Origin of the sequence: Thalassotalea insulae, from assembly GCF_030161395.1 — a bacterium.
Classification (GTDB): Bacteria; Pseudomonadota; Gammaproteobacteria; order Enterobacterales; family Alteromonadaceae; genus Thalassotalea_E; species Thalassotalea_E insulae.
Window position 1 is genome coordinate 3,018,802 of record NZ_BSST01000001.1, and the last position, 17,591, is coordinate 3,036,392.

Consider the following 17,591-nt stretch of genomic DNA (forward strand, 5'->3'; position numbering starts at 1 on the left):
GTAAAAGCGCATGAGTGCGCGGTAAGTATACTAGGAAGAAATACGTGAAATTTTATAATCTGAAAGAAAACGATGAAAAAGTCAGTTTTGCTGGCGCGGTTAAGCAAGGTCTGGGACGTAATCAAGGTTTATTTTTCCCTGAAGAGGTTCCCCATTTCGATAATATTGAACAGCTATTGGCGATGCCTTTTGTCGAGCGCAGCGTTAAGGTATTACATCCATTTGTTGGTGAAGATTTAACGGAACAGGCGTTAACGCAAATTATTACCGATGCTTTTAACTTTCCGGCACAAATCCAGCCGATCAATGAAAGTCGTGCTATTTTGGAGTTGTTCCACGGGCCAACATTAGCGTTTAAAGATTTTGGCGCTCGCTTTATGGCTCGCTGTTTACAAACTTTTAGTGCAAATAAAAAAATTACCATTTTAACGGCAACGTCGGGTGATACGGGCGCGGCAGTGGCTCATGCCTTTCATGGTATCGATAATATTCGCGTAGTGATTTTATACCCGAAAGGCAAGATCAGTTTATTGCAGGAAAAAATGTTCACCACCCTAGGTGGCAATATTGAAACTATTGCTGTTGATGGCGATTTTGATGATTGTCAGGCGTTAGTTAAGCAGTCATTTGATGATCAGAAGTTAAAAGATGCTATCGGTTTAAATTCTGCTAACTCTATTAATATTAGCCGTTTACTGGCGCAGATTTGTTATTATTTTGAAGCGGTGGCTCAGCTCTATCGTCAGCAAGGTAAGACCGGACTAGAGAACTTAGTTTTTTCCGTGCCTAGTGGTAATTTTGGTAATTTAACGGCCGGTTTATTTGCTAAAGCGATGGGACTGCCAATTAAGCGCTTTATTGCCGCGACCAATGCCAACGACACGGTGCCGCGTTATCTTCAAACCGGTGAATGGTCGCCAAATGAAACTGTTGCTACTATGTCAAATGCCATGGATGTTAGTAATCCTAATAATTGGCCGCGGGTTGAACATATGCTTAAATCAGGCCTTGTCGATAAAGACTGTGTAAGCTCAGTATCGATTGACGAAGAACAAACGCAAATGACGATGATCGCTATCGCGAAATTGGGCTACATTACTGAACCTCATGCAGCGGTAGCTTATAAGGCATTGCAATACAATGCTAACAGTGATGAGTTTGGAGTCTTTTTAGGAACGGCTCATCCAGCGAAGTTTAAAGAAGTGGTAGAAAGCACTTTAGGGCAGCCAATTGCGTTACCTAAAGAATTAGCGGATTGTGCAACTGAATCTATTTTGTCTGTTGATAAAAGTAATGAGTTCAGTGAGTTGCGCGCTTATTTATTAGCAGATAATTAACTACTTTTTACCATTATGTGCATAAGGTACACTAAGGGCAGTGATCGATAACTGCCCTTTTTTTATGAATAATATCAAGCCGGTTTGGCAACAGTTAATTAGCGAGCAGCAACAGCAGCTTTATTTTCAAACACTGACGAACGAAATAGCTAAACAACGTCAGCAGGGAGACGTTATTTTTCCTTTAGAGGAGGACGTTTTTAATGCCTTTAGTTTTTGTGACTTACCTGATATTAAAGTAGTGATCCTTGGACAGGACCCTTATCACGGCATTGGTGATAAAGGTCAACCTCAAGCGCATGGTTTAGCGTTTTCAGTGAATTTTGATGTCAAAATCCCTCCTTCTTTAGTTAATATTTATAAAGAGTTAGCTACAGATATTGCAGGATTCGTTGCCCCCAAACACGGTAATTTAACCTTGTGGGCACAGCAGGGGGTATTATTACTTAATACGGTATTAACGGTGAAACAAGGACAAGCACATTCACATGCTAGCCTTGGCTGGCAAAACTTTACTGAAGCTGTCATTGCAAAATTAAGTGCGGAAAATAGTGGTTGTGTGTTCATTTTGTGGGGTAGTCATGCGCAAAAAAAGACGAAGATGATAGATAGTACTAAGCATTGTGTGCTTAACGGTCCGCATCCATCTCCACTGTCGGCATATCGAGGGTTTTTTGGTAGTCGACCATTTTCACAAACTAATGCTTGGTTAACCGAGCAAGGTAAAGCACCAATTAACTGGCAGCTCAGTGAGCGGAAATCAAGTGCTCAAGCTGAGTTATTTATTGACTAAATTATTTCTAATTTACGCATTTTATGAAAAATTATTTTAATAATTGAGCTATTAGTGGTTTGATTGGTGTGTTTTAACTCATAAATGTTGTTTTTGTAGATTGTATTTGCTTGTTTTGATGGTTTGGTGGTTTTATATTGCTGTAAATTCAATAAGTGCTAAAATTTATTTACTTTGAATTTGTTTGGGTAATCGGATGTCTCTAGAAAACTACTTTCTTCCATTTCGTCGTCACGTCATCGGTAATGACCTAAGCCATAGTATTAACGGTCAGGAAAAAGCAATTATCTATGCGGACTGGACTGCTAGTGGTCGTTTGTATCAGCCGATTGAAGATTACCTCACTAATACCTTAGGGCCGTTTGTTGCTAATACCCATACGGAAACTAACTTAACCGGTAGTGCTATGACTCATGCATATCATGAAGCACAGCAAGTGATAAAAAAACACGTCAATGCCTGTAGCAATGATATTTTGATCACTGCTGATACCGGAATGACCGGGGTGATAAATAAGTTTCAGCGTATATTAGGATTACGTATTCCTGAGCGTATGCAAAATCAAGTGCATTTTAACGAAGAAGATCGTCCTGTGGTGTTTATTACCCATATGGAACATCATTCTAATCAAACCACCTGGTACGAATGTGATGTCACGCTGGAAATTGTCGATCCAGACAGTAATGGTTTGCCGTCTTTAGCGCATTTATCACAATTACTGGAACAGTATCAGCATCGCAAATTAAAAATCGGTTCGTTTTCTGCGTGTTCTAATGTCACTGGTATAAAAACGCCGTATTATCAGTTGGCGGAAATTATGCATCAATTTGGTGGCTTGTGTTTTATTGATTTTGCTTGTTCTGCCCCTTATGTCAATATTGATATGCATCCTGCTGATCCTAAGCAGGCCCTTGATGCAATCTTCTTTTCTCCGCATAAGTTTCTCGGTGGTCCGGGGAGTTCAGGGGTGTTAGTGTTTAATAAAGCGCTCTATCACAATAAAGTGCCGGATCATCCAGGCGGCGGTACAGTGACTTGGACTAACCCCTGGGGTGAACATAGTTTTTTTCACGATATCGAGTTAAGAGAGGACGGCGGTACACCCGGATTTTTGCAATGCATACGGACAGCCTTGGCGATTAAATTAAAAGATGCCATGGGGGTGGAAAATATTGAACAGCGTGAACAGGAAATTACTCACTATGTCATGGAACAGCTTGCGCAAAATCAGCAGGTCGTGATGCTGGAACCAAATATTAAAGATCGGCTGGCGATCGTTTCGTTTTATGTTAAAGGTGCTCATCATAATTTAGTTGTGCGTTTGTTAAACGATCGGTTTGGCATACAAACTCGGGGTGGTTGCTCTTGTGCCGGCACCTACGGCCATATTCTATTAAATGTTGATCATGATACATCCTGTGAAATTACCAAGAAAATAGACTCAGGTGATTTTGCTGAAAAACCAGGTTGGATTAGAGCATCATTTCACCCTACGATGTCAGATAAGGAAGTGGCGTTTATTGTTGATGCCATTAATCAGGTTACCGCTAATCTAATAGAATGGAGTAAAGATTATCGTTTTAACCCATCAACGGGTGACTTTGAACATAGACAACTGGAGGTGAGTTTTCCCCAGTTGGCACAATTTGATCCGTTAGCGACTACACAGCAAACTAATGGCTCAACGTCGATATTACATCGGATATTTGGCTAAGCGAGTTGTTTTATTGAAAATCTACTTCAACCGATACTAGTTGAAGTAGATGATCATTTCTGCCGCACTACAGTGGCAGTCACTGGCACAAATTGGACAGATATAGCCTTGAACACACCATTCATTCCATTTGTCTGGGTGTTCCTGTACTAGTTTTCCACCACATTTAGTGAAGTATTTAACGGCACTATTGCCTGGGCTTTGCATCCATAAATGACTTACTCCGGCTGTAGCACCTTGCTGTTTTACTGCCTTAATGGAAAGTTTCAGTAGTTCACTGCCGATACCGTAGCCGCGATAATTTTCATCGACAGTATTGCATTTAAAATAACAAACATGCTCAGCAGCAACTTGCCATAATTGCGGGCTACACCATTTGTCGATATCCCATTGTTCGGCAGCATAGGTTAAACGAAAGCCTACCAACTTATCTTGGTGATACGCGACATAACTGGCGTTGATATCTCCTTTGATCCCTTTGGCTACCCATTGTTTGATGTTCTCTTGGTCAATATAACCCTCGCCGTGTACTAAGGTACCGAGTGCAATAACGGCATCATAATCACCTGACTCTATGTTTCGATAAATAATCTCTGATTTCATATATTTGTTATTGGCTATTGTGGAATTAGTTGGTAGTTTATCATCGAATATTAACTAAAGGTAATACGATGTACGATCCGTTACATGATAAATCTCCTGGCTGCGGAGTTGCCTATCCATCAAGTTATTGGGCGGAAACTTCAGGTCAACCTCCGGAAAATGACCAGGCCTTGACGCAAGATATTAATGTCGATGTTGCCATCATAGGGGCAGGTTATACTGGGCTTTCTTGTGCGCTACATTTAGCGAGAAACTACGGCATTAATGCTACTGTGTTGGAAGCAAATCAAACGGCGTGGGGCTGCAGTGGTCGCAATGCTGGCTTTATTTTAAAGTCTTCTGGCCGAAAATCTTACTCTCAAATGCAAAAGCAGTGGGGAGAAGAGGTGATGCGTGGTATATACGACGAAATGTCCGCTGGCGTCGCGACGGTCAATCAATTGATTGCTGAAGGCATAGATTGTCAGGCACAGCAGCCTGGCTATATCAAAGTTGCTCACAAGGAAAATAAGCTACAGGAGCTGGTGGATTTAGCGAAACTGCAACAAAAAATGTTTGGTTATGATGTCCAGGTGCTATCACGAGATGAACTGCATCAGCAATATATGGCAGACCAAAATGCCTATGGTGCGATTCGTTATCAAGATGGTTATGGCATCAATCCATTAAAGCTAGCCTGGGGCTATCAAAAATTGGCTCGTCAAGCTGGAGCAAAAATACATTGTTCTTCACCTGTTGTTAACTGGCAAAGCACGGGCAATGGTCATCAGCTTATTACACCTAACGGCATTGTGTCTGCAAAAAAAGTGGTGATAGCCACCAATGGCTATACGCCGAAGGGCTTTCATCCTTTAGTCACCAATCGAACTTTGCCAGTGCTTTCTCAGGTGATAGTGACCGATGCCTTAACGGAACAGCAGTTAGCGGCCTGTAACTTTTTATCGTCAAATGTGGTGATGGATACCCGGGCGTTAAAATATTACTACCGTAAGCTACCGGATAATCGTATTTTATTTGGCGGACGCGGGGCTATCACTGGCAAAAGTGCAGAAGATCCTTATTATGCTAATCGTTTATTGCAGGTGTTAAAAACCAGCTTTCCGGCATTGCAAAATATTAATATCGCCTATGCCTGGTCTGGGTGGATTTGTATGGCGCTAGATGACTTGCCACATATCTATCAAAATGACAGTAAAGATGTGTTTTATAGCATGGGATATTGCGGCTCAGGAGTTTCATTTTCGGTGCAGGCGGGTAAGCGTTTAGCTGATAAAGTGGCTGAAGCCGCGGTTCCTGATTTGCCGCTTTATAACTGTGCGTTACCTAAATTTCCCTTAGCGCCACTGAGACGAGTTGGTCAATGGGGCTATTTCCATTACGGCAAAATCAAAGATACCTGGTTTTAGTCGTTATGAGTATAAGAAAAAGCCGTTAATTAACGGCTTGTTATCAAAGAGTTATAACTTTAGAACAGGCTATAAATCGACCCGGTTGGTTGTTTGTCCTTGCTTAAACGCTGCAATATTGTCACCGACTAAGTCTAGTAATCGTTGTTGTGCTTCTATACTGGCCCAGGCGATATGGCCGGTGATCGCTAAATTTTTCGGCTGATTTTGCAGTAATAGGTGATTTGCTTTAGGCGGCTCTTCACTTAGTACATCCAGAATTGCGTAGGCGATGTCGTTTTGCTTAAGTGCAGTGAGTAAATCTTGCTCATTAACCAATGCACCACGTGCGGTATTGATCAACACTGCGCTGGACTTCATTTCACTCAGTACTTGAGCATCGATCAGATTTTCTGTCGCAGGTGTTTGCGGGCAATGTAAAGTCAAGATATCAGCTTCGCGTATCACTTGATTAAATGACTTTCTATTGGTTCTTACCATTGCTGCATTAGGGCGCTCACTTATCATAACTTTCATACCAAAAGCGTGAGCGATTTGGGCTACTGCTTGCCCTAAGCTGCCATAGCCAATAATACCGATTGTTTTGCCGGCTAATTCACTACTACCATTACCATGCAGGCAAAAACTGGTCGATTGCTGCCATTGCCCGTGAGTTACATTAGCTATGTGGTGATTGGGCTGGCTGAAATAATTAAGTAGCTGAGCGAATACATATTGTGCGACGGATTGTTTGGCATAACCTGAAACGTTAGTAACTGCGATATGATGTTGTTGTGCAGCTAAGAGATCGATATTGTTTATCCCTGTTGCGCTGATACAAATTAATTTAAGTTTAGGTAATTGCGCTAATATTTTGTTATCTAATACCACCTTATTGGTGATCAACACTTCGGCATCTAGACTCCGCTCGACCACTTGCGAGGCTTGAGTTTGTTGGTAGCATTTAAGCGCTGTTACCTGTTTTGCGATACGCTTTAGCGAAACCTGAGTTGAAAAAGTGTCTTGATCTAAAAATACCGCTTTCATTCACTATGCTCCGTTAGCTATTGATCAAATCATTACTAGCCTGGACGACCGTCTTTGCGGGCACTGACTAACATCGGGGCATAATGATACACAAATAAACCAAAAGAGATATACCATAAACCAGCACTGGCATGATAAAACATCATGGTAGATGCAGGCATCAGGCTAGGTAAAATAGCGCGTACTAAAGCAGCAATAAAGATCAGTGAAAATGCCAAAGACATAGTTTTTGGTGGTTGCAGCATTCTGCCTGTGTGTCCTAATGAAACTCGGGATATCATTGCTAAAATTAACCCACCCATGCCACCAATGGTAAGTAAGTGCCAACTGTGATTACTGGCAAAGTTTTCTGAGAAATAGCTTAAAGCGATTAGCAACATGCCTAACGCGATGCAAATCACTGATAAATGTAATGACCAAAGTAGAGGGACTTTTATCGTGATCCACGGACGCCATCTCACTATTCTGTTTAGCTGTAATATACCTGCAACGAGCATTAGTGCGCCGAGCACAGAAAACTGTGTTGGGATGAGTGGATGAGCAAGCAGATAAAAAGCGATAAGAGCAATTGAGCCATTCGTTATTTTTTCTAACCAGGGAAGAGTTTCTACTTTCGGAGTTTGAGTGCCGTTAGCAGTAAACATGGGGCCAACTCGGCCAACCATTACTGACATCAAAAACGTAATTACCATTACGCCTGCATAGCCGCTTAACTGGCTTGAAACCATCGTGGAGTCTGTTAGTGCCCAATACATTTGACTGTTGATCACTGTGAGTAGTATCAGTAAAGGGACAAAAAATAAATTACGATATTGTTTTATCGCAATAATAGGTCGTCCTAAAAACAGCGCAACCGCAGGAAAAAAGGATAGATCTACCAGCATAGTGGCAGTGTGACCAAGTAGCGTTGGCATCAACAAGCTAACGCGCGCAGTGAGCCACAATAGTACTAAAAATAGTAATGATGTGTTTTGAATTCCCCTAATACCGGTCCAATTTTGTACCGCGGTTAATAAAAAACCTGCGATAATGGCACCGGCAAAACCGAAAATCATTTCGTGTAGATGCCACCAATAACCGCCACCTAAAGGAGTAAATGTAAGCTTTCCTTGCAGTATTGCCAGCCATAACATAATAGCAACTATTGCAAAAACAGCACCCAGTAAGAAAAACGGTCTAAAACCTAAACGTAGCAAAGGAATAATTTTTTGCTCTTTTTGGAGATCGGTTATTTGCATCATAATTTTTTGCTTCTTTCTAAGGTAAACGTGGTTAGTATAATGGTTTAGCTATTGATTATTATGCGCTAAATCAAATTATCGATTAACAGCTAATTAACTGGCTGTTCTAGTTCATAAATGGCATCACCCAATTGCTCGATTCGCTCGTTGAGCAGCTGTTGCGCATCAAATAGGCCACGATTATAGAAATAGCCGCCAATTTCTTCGGCAAAGAAATCGAGTAAAAATTCTGCATCAAACTGACCAAGTTCTTGTTCAAGTTCACGTTCAAAATAACGCTGAATTTTGCTCACGATTTGCACTTTTTCCTGAGAGGAGAATTTTATTGTTGTCATAGTCGGGTTATTTTTTGCTGCTATTATCTGATTGTTAAATTTTACCCTATACTCTGGGAATTGGCTTTATTAATAATTGAATTATATGAAAAAGAAGTTATTGGCATTATGGCATACAGACTGTGAATTTTGCCGTAAAACGCGGTTAATTTTATTTTGGTTACTACTGATGCTGATTGCCGACGCACTTTGGTTTCATTTGCTATTTTAATAAGGAATAGATCATGGGATATCGTTGGATAGATTCACAAGAACTGGCATTAGAGTTAATGGAGAAACACCCTGATGTTGACCCGTTTAAGCTGCATTTTACTGAACTACGAGAGTGGATTTTAGCATTAGACAGTTTTGATGATGATCCAAATCATTGCGGTGAACGTATTTTAGAAGCCATTCAGCTGGCCTGGATGGCAGAAATGGATTAAGAATAATTTAAATTCGTTCATAGTTTGCTTTATTTAGCTAACTTTTAGCTATTTTTTGCCAATCTCTGTTTTGCTGACTGTTGTCTTGAATTGCTATCGATTATACTATCGATAATTAATCTGGTGAATTTTCGTTATTCATTATATTTATCTTCAACTAACTAATAAAATTAAAGTCATTATGCCAAAGTCGCCGAATCGTCCGTTATACATCCCTTATGCTGGCCCCAGTCTGCTTGAGTCGCCTTTGTTAAATAAGGGGAGTGCGTTTTCCAAAGAGGAGCGCATTAGTTTTAATTTGACCGGATTACTGCCCCCTAGTTATGAAACAATAGAAGAGCAGGCGGATCGCTGTTACCGCCAATATAGTAGTTTTCGCACCAACCTTAATAAGCATATCTACCTGCGGGCGATTCAGGATAAAAATGAAACCTTATATTACAAGTTAGTACAAGATCATTTAGAAGAGATGATGCCAATTATCTACACACCAACAGTGGGTGATGCTTGCGAGCAATTTTCTGACATTTACCGCAGTAACCGCGGTCTGTTTATTGCCTATGATGAGCGTGATCAAATCGATGATATATTACGCAATGCGACGAAAAATAAAGTCAAAGTGATAGTGGTAACCGACGGCGAGCGTATTTTAGGCCTAGGGGACCAGGGCATTGGTGGTATGGGGATCCCGATCGGAAAGCTAGCTTTATATACCGCCTGTGGTGGGATCAGTCCGGCATATTGTTTACCTGTGATGTTAGATGTCGGCACTAACAATGAAAAGTTATTAAATGACCCTATGTATATGGGCTCACGTCGTAAGCGTATCAGTCAGCCTGAGTACGATGAATTTGTTGATATGTTTATCAGTGCAGTTAAACGTCGCTGGCCGCATGTAATGTTACAGTTTGAAGATTTTGCTCAGCCAAATGCGACACCTTTATTAACGCGATATCGCGATAAAATTTGCTGTTTCAATGACGATATTCAGGGCACTGCGTCTGTTACTGTCGGGACCTTATTGGCGGCTTGTCGTTCTAAAGGGAAAAAGTTGTCGCAACAAAAAGTCACTTTCGTTGGCGCAGGATCTGCCGGTTGTGGTATTGCAGAGCAAATTATTGCCCAAATGATCAGTGAAGGCATATCGCCCGAGCAGGCGCGTAGTCAGATCTTTATGGTAGACCGTTTCGGTTTATTAACCGAAGGTATGGCAGACTTGCGAGATTTTCAGCAAAAATTAATGCAGAAATCTTCGGCGTTAAATTCATGGCAAATTAGTGGTGATTATGCATCATTATTGGAAGTGATGGAAAATGCCAAACCAGATATTTTAATCGGTGTTTCTGGTGTCTCAGGTTTGTTTACCGAACAAGTAATAAAAACCATGAAAACGCATTGTGAACTGCCAATTATTTTCCCGTTAAGTAATCCGGTAAGGCAAGTAGAAGCAACGCCAGAGCAAGTGATTCATTGGACAGAAGGTCAGGCGATTGTCGCGACAGGTAGCCCGTTTGAGCCAGTTGAACATAATGGTAAACTTTATCCTATAGCTCAATGCAACAATAGTTATATTTTCCCGGGTTTAGGTTTAGGGGTAGTAGCAGCGAATATTAATCGTATTACCGATGAAATGTTGATGGTTGCCAGTAAAACGTTAGCTGAAGCCTCACCATTAGCTAATCATGGCACTGGCGAACTGTTACCGCCGTTAACAGAAATTGCTAACTTAAGTAAAAAGATAGCTTTTGCTGTTGCGCAAGTGGCATTTGATCAAGAACTAGCGCTACGTATTGATGATGATAATCTGCGGGCAAAAATTGAACGTAATTTTTGGCACCCCACATACCGTTATTATAAACGTATTAGTATTTAATCTCAGCTTCGCATAAGTAATGGGATTTCAACGGGTATTTAACCATTTGTTGGTTAAATACCGCGAATAATGCTCGGTTGGGGTTTATTGCAAATTTATAACAGTAGGCATTTAATTGTTATTGGTCTATAATCGCGCCCAAATTTTTTAATCTAATTTATTCAAATTATTAATAGGGGCTTATTATGGCTATCGAACGTACGTTTTCTATCGTAAAACCAGATGCAGTAGCAAAAAATGTTATTGGTCAAATCTACAACCGTTTTGAAACTGCTGGTTTAAAAATCATTGCATCAAAAATGGTTCATTTATCTAAAGAACAAGCTGAAGGTTTTTATGCTGAGCATAGCGAACGTCCTTTTTTTGGTGCTTTAGTTGAGTTTATGACTTCTGGCCCGGTAATGGTTCAAGTGTTAGAAGGCGAAAATGCGGTACTTAAAAACCGTGAAATCATGGGCGCGACTAACCCTGCTGAAGCATTAGCGGGTACATTACGTGCTGATTACGCTGATTCAATTGATGAAAATGCTTGTCACGGCTCAGATGCGTTAGAATCTGCGGCTCGTGAAATTGCCTATTTCTTCTCAGACGAAGAGATTTGCCCACGCACTCGTTAATTCAGCGTTAATCTTCGCTGTTAATAAATCTTCTTTGTCGGTGGTGCTCACGTAGTAAACTACGCTTTGCACCACTTTCGCGAATATTTCCTAACAGCTGTGATTATCAACTGAATTAAATATTGAAAGGATTTTGCTGATTTTCAGTGAAATCCTTTTCTACGTATAGTGGTTTCACTTTTGTCATTAAATTTGAGTATTGCTTGGCGGTGATAGTATCTGCATTAATTGCCTGAGCATATTAAAATTTAGCGATAGTTCGAATTCAAATTGTCTGCTTCGCCTAAAAAGTGTACAATTTGCGCCCTTTAAATTTTGTTATATTGAGAAAGTTCTTTCATGAGTGATGTTACCGAAGTGGTTACGCCATCTGCGACTAAAAAAGTCAATCTGTTAAATTTTGATCATCAATCGATGCGTGAGTATTTTGCTTCTATTGGTGAAAAGCCGTTTCGTGCTGATCAAATCATGAAATGGATATATCACTTTGGTTATTCAGACTTTGAGTTAATGACCAATCTTAATAAAAAATTGCGGGAAAAGTTACAGCGAAATACTGAGATTAAAGCGCCGGAAATATCACAAAAGCAAGTATCTTCTGATGGTACGATAAAATATGCCCTTAAGCTCGAAGGTGGGCAGGAAGTGGAAACTGTTTGGATCCCGGAAAATGATCGCGCAACTTTATGTGTCTCTTCTCAGGTAGGTTGTGCTTTGGAATGTACCTTTTGCTCTACTGCACAACAAGGTTTTAACCGTAACTTGTCGATGGCTGAAATCATCGGCCAGGTCTGGCGCGTAGCAAATGATATTGGCGCTACCCGCATTGCCGGTAAACGTCCTATTACCAATATTGTGATGATGGGCATGGGCGAACCTTTGCTTAATATGAAAAACCTGATCCCGGCATTAGACACCATGCTAAATGATTTAGGTTATGGCTTATCAAAACGTCGCGTAACAGTTAGTACTTCTGGTGTGGTGCCTGCGCTTGATATGCTGAAAGAAAAAATCGATTGCGCGTTGGCAATCTCAATTCATGCACCGGATAATAAACTGCGTGATGAATTAGTACCACTCAATAAAAAATATCCGTTAGAAGAGTTTTTGCAGGCAGCTGGCCGTTATATTGATGGTTCTAAAGCCAATAAGCAGGCGACGATAGAATATGTGATGCTAGATCATGTCAATGATAGTACCGAGCAAGCACATCAATTAGCGCATGCACTAAAAGATTTACCGAGTAAAATTAATTTGATCCCCTTTAACCCTTACCCGGGATCGCCGTACAAACGTTCGAGTAATTCACGTATCGATAGATTTGATAAAGTCTTGCAATCTTATGGACTTACAGTGATCACTCGTCGTACTCGAGGTGACGATATTGACGCTGCTTGCGGTCAACTAGCCGGGGATGTTTTAGACCGTACTAAACGTACTTCCGCTAATGCGGAAAAAAAACAGGTGAAAGCTGAACAAATTTCAGTAAAAATAGTCTGATAATGTACAAATAAAGAGTGACGTCAGTAATTTATGGAAAAATATAATCGGTTTATTCTCAGCTGTTGTTTAGCAATGGCCGTTTCAGGCTGTGTCACTCAAACTTACGAAAACGATAACGCAACCCCTGTTGTCCAAAATGAATCTTCTAATAATGAAATCGCCATGACGCGTATTTCACTTGGACTTGGTTATTTAAAAATGGGCAATACCACTCAGGCGAAATTGAATCTGGAAAAAGCAAAGCGCTATGCGCCTAAGCTAGTACAGGTGCATACGGCATTTGCTCACTACTATGATAGTGTTGGAGAACCAGAACAGGCAACCGCAGCGTATGAACAAGCATTATCGTTAAAGTCGGATGATGCCGATACCCTGAATAATTATGGTGTCTTTCTCTGTAAGCAAGGCAAATATGCGGCCGCAGAAAAACAAATTTTAAAGGCGATAGCCGTACCTAGCTATCTGCTAGTGTCACAAAGTTATGAAAACTTGGCGTTATGTCAATTAAAGGCAAATCATTTCGATGAAGCTGAACTGTATCTGGAAAAAGCGATTTTACATAGTCCAAGTGATGCATCGTCATTACTAAATATGGTCAAATTGCAATATGCCAAAGGTGCTTACAAATCGGCGGAAAATCATTTACATCGTTACGAAAAAGCAACTCGACGTTTTTCACCTGATTCGTTAGCTCTGGCTTATAAAGTATTTGCACAGCAAAACAAGTTAAAAATGGCCAAAAATTATGCTGCCATGTTAGTGAAAATGTTCCCTCATAGTTATCAGGCAAAGCAGTATTTACTGAATGGCCTGAGAGAAATTGAAGCAGATCGTATAGCGAAACAATATTATTTGGCTAAGCAGAACAGTAAACCTAAAAAGCAAAAGCGTACGCTTAAGTTATCGCCTAAGACTCAAAGTACAGCACCTAAGCTGGAGAGCCAAGTTAATAAGCCAGTAGTGAAAATGGAAAAGCCAGAGGTAAAATCCGCGAGTCAAACTGTTGATAAAGTCATAGTCGAAAAGACGACCCAGACTGATGCTAAGGTTTCTGTACCAGTGCATGTTGTGAGCAAGGGTGATAGTTTATACTCGATTTCGAAAAAGTATAATATTCATATGAAAGCGATTGAACGCTGGAATGGTATTAAACGTAGCGACTTGATAAAAATTGGTGACGTGATTTACCTGGCAAACCCAAAAAAAGTAGCAAAATCTTAAGGGTTAGAACTAGATGAGTAATGAAAATACAGTAGCAGACTTGTCAGAAGATATTGAAGTAGTTGGCCCTGGGCAAATGCTGGCAGAAGCGCGAACGGCTATCGGATTAAGTCAGCAACAAGTTGCTGATAAATTAAATTTTCGCACTGCCTTAGTGAAAGAAATTGAGCAGGATATTTTTGATAAAACGCTGCCTGATACGTTTAATCGTGGTTATTTAAAAAATTACGCTAAGCTGGTCAATATCTCAGTAAGTGACGTGTTGGCAAGCTATGAAATGCTCAATGTTGCGCAGCAGCAATGCGCTGAAATGCAAAGTTTTTCTAAGCAAACAGAAAAGCAGGCAGAAAATAATCGTATTATGTGGCTCAGTTATTTGATCTTGGCGTTGTTAATCGGTTCAACCATAGTTTGGTGGTTGCAAGACAGTAAACAAAATCAACCACAAGCAACAGCTAAAGTAACAACCCGTTCTGTGCAAAAGCCGCAAGTGGAACAAGAACAACCAGTTGCAGGTGATCAACAAATAACGATAACCTCACCAGCAATTAACGACGATAGTGCTAGAGCACCGTTAGCAGATACATTAGTGACACCTTCACCGCAAGAGACTAAAGCTAGTGTTGAAGCTATTCAACCGCTGGTTGAACAAGACCTTGATGCTAGGGAAAGTCAGGTGGAAAAAGTAGCTGTAACACAAGATAATGTCGCTGAAACTGAAACAGATTTTGGTACATTGGAAAGTGCCCAATTTACCTTTTCCGGTGATTGCTGGGTTAATATTTATGATGCTACTGGTGAGCGTATTGCCTGGGGCATTAAAAAGTCTGGTTATGTAATGAATATTAGTGGTCAGGCACCGTTTACTATCACTTTAGGTAAACCTGAATTAGTTAGTATCGTATTTGAGCAACAAGCGGTTGATATGTCGCAGTTTAGCCAAGGTAATATTGCTAAATTTACCTTACCTATTGAATAACACGTTTCGATAATCTTTTGAGTTATTATGTTTAAAGAATCTCCAATTATCCGCAGAAAGTCTCGACAAATCATGGTTGGTAATGTCCCTGTTGGTGGCGATGCGCCAATTAGCGTACAGTCGATGACCAATACCTTGACCACAGATGTTGCCGCAACCGTCGCGCAAATCAAATCATTGGAAGCGGTGGGGGCAGATATTGTCCGGGTCAGTGTGCCGACGATGGACGCAGCTGAAGCGTTTAAAGAAATTAAAAAACAAGTGAATGTGCCGTTAGTGACTGATATTCATTTTGATTATCGTATTGCACTTAAAGTGGCTGACTATGGCGCTGATTGTTTACGTATTAATCCGGGGAATATTGGTCGGGAAGATCGCGTCAGAGCCGTGGTTGAGTGCGCCCGAGATAAAAATATTCCAATTCGTATCGGCGTTAATGGCGGTTCACTGGAGCGGGATATTCAGGAAAAGTATACAGAGCCAACACCGGAAGCTTTATTAGAGTCAGCGATGCGTCATGTCGATATTTTAGACCGCCTGAACTTTCACGAATTTAAAGTCAGTGTTAAGGCTTCTGATGTATTTCTTGCCGTCGGCTCATACCGACTATTGGCCAAACAAATTGATAACCCGTTACATCTAGGAATAACGGAGGCTGGCGGTCTACGTTCTGGTTCGGTAAAGTCCTCTGTGGGGTTAGGCTTATTATTATCTGAAGGTATCGGTGATACCTTGCGTGTGTCATTAGCGGCGGATCCGGTAGAAGAAATTAAAGTTGGTTTTGATATTTTAAAATCGTTGAAGTTACGTAGCCGGGGCATTAATTTTATCGCATGTCCAAGTTGTTCACGTCAGGAATTTGATGTTATTAACACCGTTAATCAGTTAGAGCAAAGGGTGGAAGATATCTTAACTCCAATGGATGTCTCTATTATTGGCTGTATTGTCAATGGTCCGGGAGAAGCAACGGTTTCTGATCTTGGCTTAACTGGCAGCAGCAAAAAAAGTGGTTTCTATTTAGACGGCGTTCGTCAAAAAGAGCGCTTTGATAACAATGATTTAGTCAATCAACTGGAACAACGTATCCGCGCTAAAGCGGCAATGTTGGATCAATCAAGAAAAATTAATATCCAAGAAATCGAATAGCAACTTCCGTGCTTATATCATGGCTAGTTTACGTTTGGTGGTAAACTGCCTATAATGCGCGCTTTATTTTAATATTTCTGTGAGAGAGAACACTTAGGTGAGTAAAACAATTCAGGCGATTAGAGGGATGAACGATTGTTTACCTTCTGAAACAAATGTTTGGCAAATGGTTGAATCTGTATTGCGTCGTGTTGTGAGCAATTACGGTTTTGCTGAGATTCGGATGCCGATTGTTGAATCAACCGCTTTGTTTAAACGTTCTATCGGTGAAGTAACTGATATCGTTGAAAAAGAAATGTACACTTTTGACGACCGTAACGGTGATAGCTTAACCTTACGTCCGGAAGGCACGGCATCTTGTGTGCGTGCTGGAAATCAGCATGGGCTGCTATACAATCAGGAACAACGCCTGTGGTATATGGGGCCGATGTTTAGACATGAAAGACCACAGAAAGGGCGCTATCGTCAGTTTCACCAGTTTGGTGTTGAAGCGTTTGGTATCGCTACGCCGGATATTGATGCAGAAGTGATCAGTTTAACGGCGCGTTTATGGCGTGAATTAGGCATTAGTGACTATGTTACTTTAGAGATAAACTCGTTAGGCTCGAACGAGGAACGTGCTACATACCGTGATGCCTTAGTGGCATTTTTAACAGAAAGAGTCGATCAATTAGATGAAGATTCTAAGCGTCGGATGCATACTAATCCATTACGCGTACTTGATAGTAAGAACCCGCAAGTTCAGGAAGCACTAGAAGGTGCGCCTAAATTAGCCGATTATTTTGGTGACGAATCGCGTGAACATTTTGCTCAGGTTTGTCAGCGCTTAGCAGCGGCAGGTATTAACTATGTGATTAACGACAAGCTCGTACGTGGTTTAGATTATTATAATCGCACCGTATTTGAATGGGTCACTGACAGTTTAGGGGCTCAGGGCACGGTTTGTGCTGGTGGTCGTTATGATGGTTTGGTTGAACAGCTTGGTGGCAAAACAACACCAGCGTTTGGTTTTGCTTTAGGTATAGAACGACTAGTACTAATGCTGACCAGTTTAGATAAAGCGCAAAACGTTCGTTCACAAGTGGATGCTTATGTCATTATGTTAGGTGATGACATAAGCATTAGCGGTAATGCATTAGCAGAAAAATGGCGAGATCTGGTACCGGATATTCGCATTCAATGCCACTGTGGTGGTGGCAATATGAAAAAACAAATGAAACGTGCAGATAAGTCAGGTGCACAAATTGCACTTATCTTGGGAGAAGATGAAATAGCTAACCAAGAAGTGACAGTAAAATATTTACGCGGGCAAGATGAACAACAAAGTGTGGCATTTGACCAAATACCGCACTTATTAACGACATTAATTTAA

The 17,591-nt window shown here is 40.9% G+C and carries 16 protein-coding genes; 12 read left to right on the top strand and 4 right to left on the bottom strand.

Annotation, left to right across the window (positions count from 1 at the left end):
* Positions 1 to 44 precede the first annotated feature (44 nt).
* From thrC to QQK06_RS13690, 3 genes are all read left to right on the top strand, one after another.
* Entirely contained in the window at positions 45 to 1,337 is a 1,293-nt protein-coding gene (gene thrC / locus QQK06_RS13680) for a threonine synthase (RefSeq protein WP_284245290.1), read from the top strand.
* 64 nt (positions 1,338 to 1,401) lie between these two features.
* The gene (gene ung, locus QQK06_RS13685; protein ID WP_284245291.1) at positions 1,402 to 2,130 is read left to right on the top strand and encodes a uracil-DNA glycosylase; all 729 of its coding nucleotides are present in this window, start codon (positions 1,402 to 1,404) and stop codon (positions 2,128 to 2,130) included.
* Positions 2,131 to 2,326: 196 nt separating this feature from the next.
* A complete protein-coding gene (locus QQK06_RS13690) occupies positions 2,327 to 3,844 on the top strand; it encodes an aminotransferase class V-fold PLP-dependent enzyme (RefSeq protein WP_284245292.1) in 1,518 nt (505 codons plus the stop codon).
* A gap of 36 nt (positions 3,845 to 3,880) precedes the next feature.
* Here the strand turns inward: QQK06_RS13690 and QQK06_RS13695 are convergent, their stop codons facing one another.
* Positions 3,881 to 4,447, bottom strand: a complete 567-nt coding sequence (locus tag QQK06_RS13695; RefSeq protein ID WP_284245293.1) for a GNAT family N-acetyltransferase — start codon at positions 4,445 to 4,447, stop codon at positions 3,881 to 3,883.
* 68 nt (positions 4,448 to 4,515) lie between these two features.
* On the opposite strand from QQK06_RS13695, the gene QQK06_RS13700 reads away from it, so the two are divergent.
* Positions 4,516 to 5,853, top strand: coding sequence for an NAD(P)/FAD-dependent oxidoreductase (locus QQK06_RS13700; RefSeq protein WP_284245294.1), 1,338 nt, complete (start codon positions 4,516 to 4,518; stop codon positions 5,851 to 5,853).
* A gap of 69 nt (positions 5,854 to 5,922) precedes the next feature.
* Here the strand turns inward: QQK06_RS13700 and QQK06_RS13705 are convergent, their stop codons facing one another.
* From QQK06_RS13705 to QQK06_RS13715, 3 genes are all read right to left on the bottom strand, one after another.
* Positions 5,923 to 6,879: a D-2-hydroxyacid dehydrogenase gene (locus QQK06_RS13705; RefSeq protein WP_284245295.1), complete on the bottom strand. Its 957-nt coding sequence runs from the start codon at positions 6,877 to 6,879 to the stop codon at positions 5,923 to 5,925.
* A 35-nt stretch (positions 6,880 to 6,914) separates the two neighbouring features.
* Positions 6,915 to 8,120, bottom strand: a complete 1,206-nt coding sequence (locus tag QQK06_RS13710) for an NnrS family protein (protein ID WP_284245296.1) — start codon at positions 8,118 to 8,120, stop codon at positions 6,915 to 6,917.
* A gap of 89 nt (positions 8,121 to 8,209) precedes the next feature.
* Entirely contained in the window at positions 8,210 to 8,455 is a 246-nt protein-coding gene (locus QQK06_RS13715; protein WP_284245297.1) for a DUF2164 domain-containing protein, read from the bottom strand.
* A gap of 224 nt (positions 8,456 to 8,679) precedes the next feature.
* On the opposite strand from QQK06_RS13715, the gene iscX reads away from it, so the two are divergent.
* The 8 genes from iscX to hisS all read left to right on the top strand — a co-directional run bounded on the left by iscX (position 8,680) and on the right by hisS (position 17,591).
* Positions 8,680 to 8,880, top strand: a complete 201-nt coding sequence (gene iscX, locus QQK06_RS13720) for a Fe-S cluster assembly protein IscX (RefSeq protein ID WP_284245298.1) — start codon at positions 8,680 to 8,682, stop codon at positions 8,878 to 8,880.
* Positions 8,881 to 9,061: 181 nt separating this feature from the next.
* Entirely contained in the window at positions 9,062 to 10,753 is a 1,692-nt protein-coding gene (locus tag QQK06_RS13725; RefSeq protein ID WP_284245299.1) for an NAD-dependent malic enzyme, read from the top strand.
* Positions 10,754 to 10,938: 185 nt separating this feature from the next.
* Positions 10,939 to 11,370 (top strand): nucleoside-diphosphate kinase, encoded by a 432-nt coding sequence (gene ndk, locus QQK06_RS13730; protein WP_284245300.1) that lies wholly within the window; start codon positions 10,939 to 10,941, stop codon positions 11,368 to 11,370.
* Between the two features lie 339 nt (positions 11,371 to 11,709).
* Positions 11,710 to 12,870: a dual-specificity RNA methyltransferase RlmN gene (rlmN, locus tag QQK06_RS13735; protein ID WP_284245301.1), complete on the top strand. Its 1,161-nt coding sequence runs from the start codon at positions 11,710 to 11,712 to the stop codon at positions 12,868 to 12,870.
* Between the two features lie 33 nt (positions 12,871 to 12,903).
* The gene (pilW, locus tag QQK06_RS13740) at positions 12,904 to 14,094 is read left to right on the top strand and encodes a type IV pilus biogenesis/stability protein PilW (RefSeq protein ID WP_284245302.1); all 1,191 of its coding nucleotides are present in this window, start codon (positions 12,904 to 12,906) and stop codon (positions 14,092 to 14,094) included.
* A 13-nt stretch (positions 14,095 to 14,107) separates the two neighbouring features.
* Positions 14,108 to 15,073, top strand: coding sequence for a RodZ domain-containing protein (locus tag QQK06_RS13745; RefSeq protein ID WP_284245303.1), 966 nt, complete (start codon positions 14,108 to 14,110; stop codon positions 15,071 to 15,073).
* A gap of 27 nt (positions 15,074 to 15,100) precedes the next feature.
* Positions 15,101 to 16,219, top strand: coding sequence for a flavodoxin-dependent (E)-4-hydroxy-3-methylbut-2-enyl-diphosphate synthase (gene ispG / locus QQK06_RS13750; protein ID WP_284245304.1), 1,119 nt, complete (start codon positions 15,101 to 15,103; stop codon positions 16,217 to 16,219).
* A 97-nt stretch (positions 16,220 to 16,316) separates the two neighbouring features.
* Positions 16,317 to 17,591, top strand: coding sequence for a histidine--tRNA ligase (hisS, locus tag QQK06_RS13755; RefSeq protein WP_284245305.1), 1,275 nt, complete (start codon positions 16,317 to 16,319; stop codon positions 17,589 to 17,591).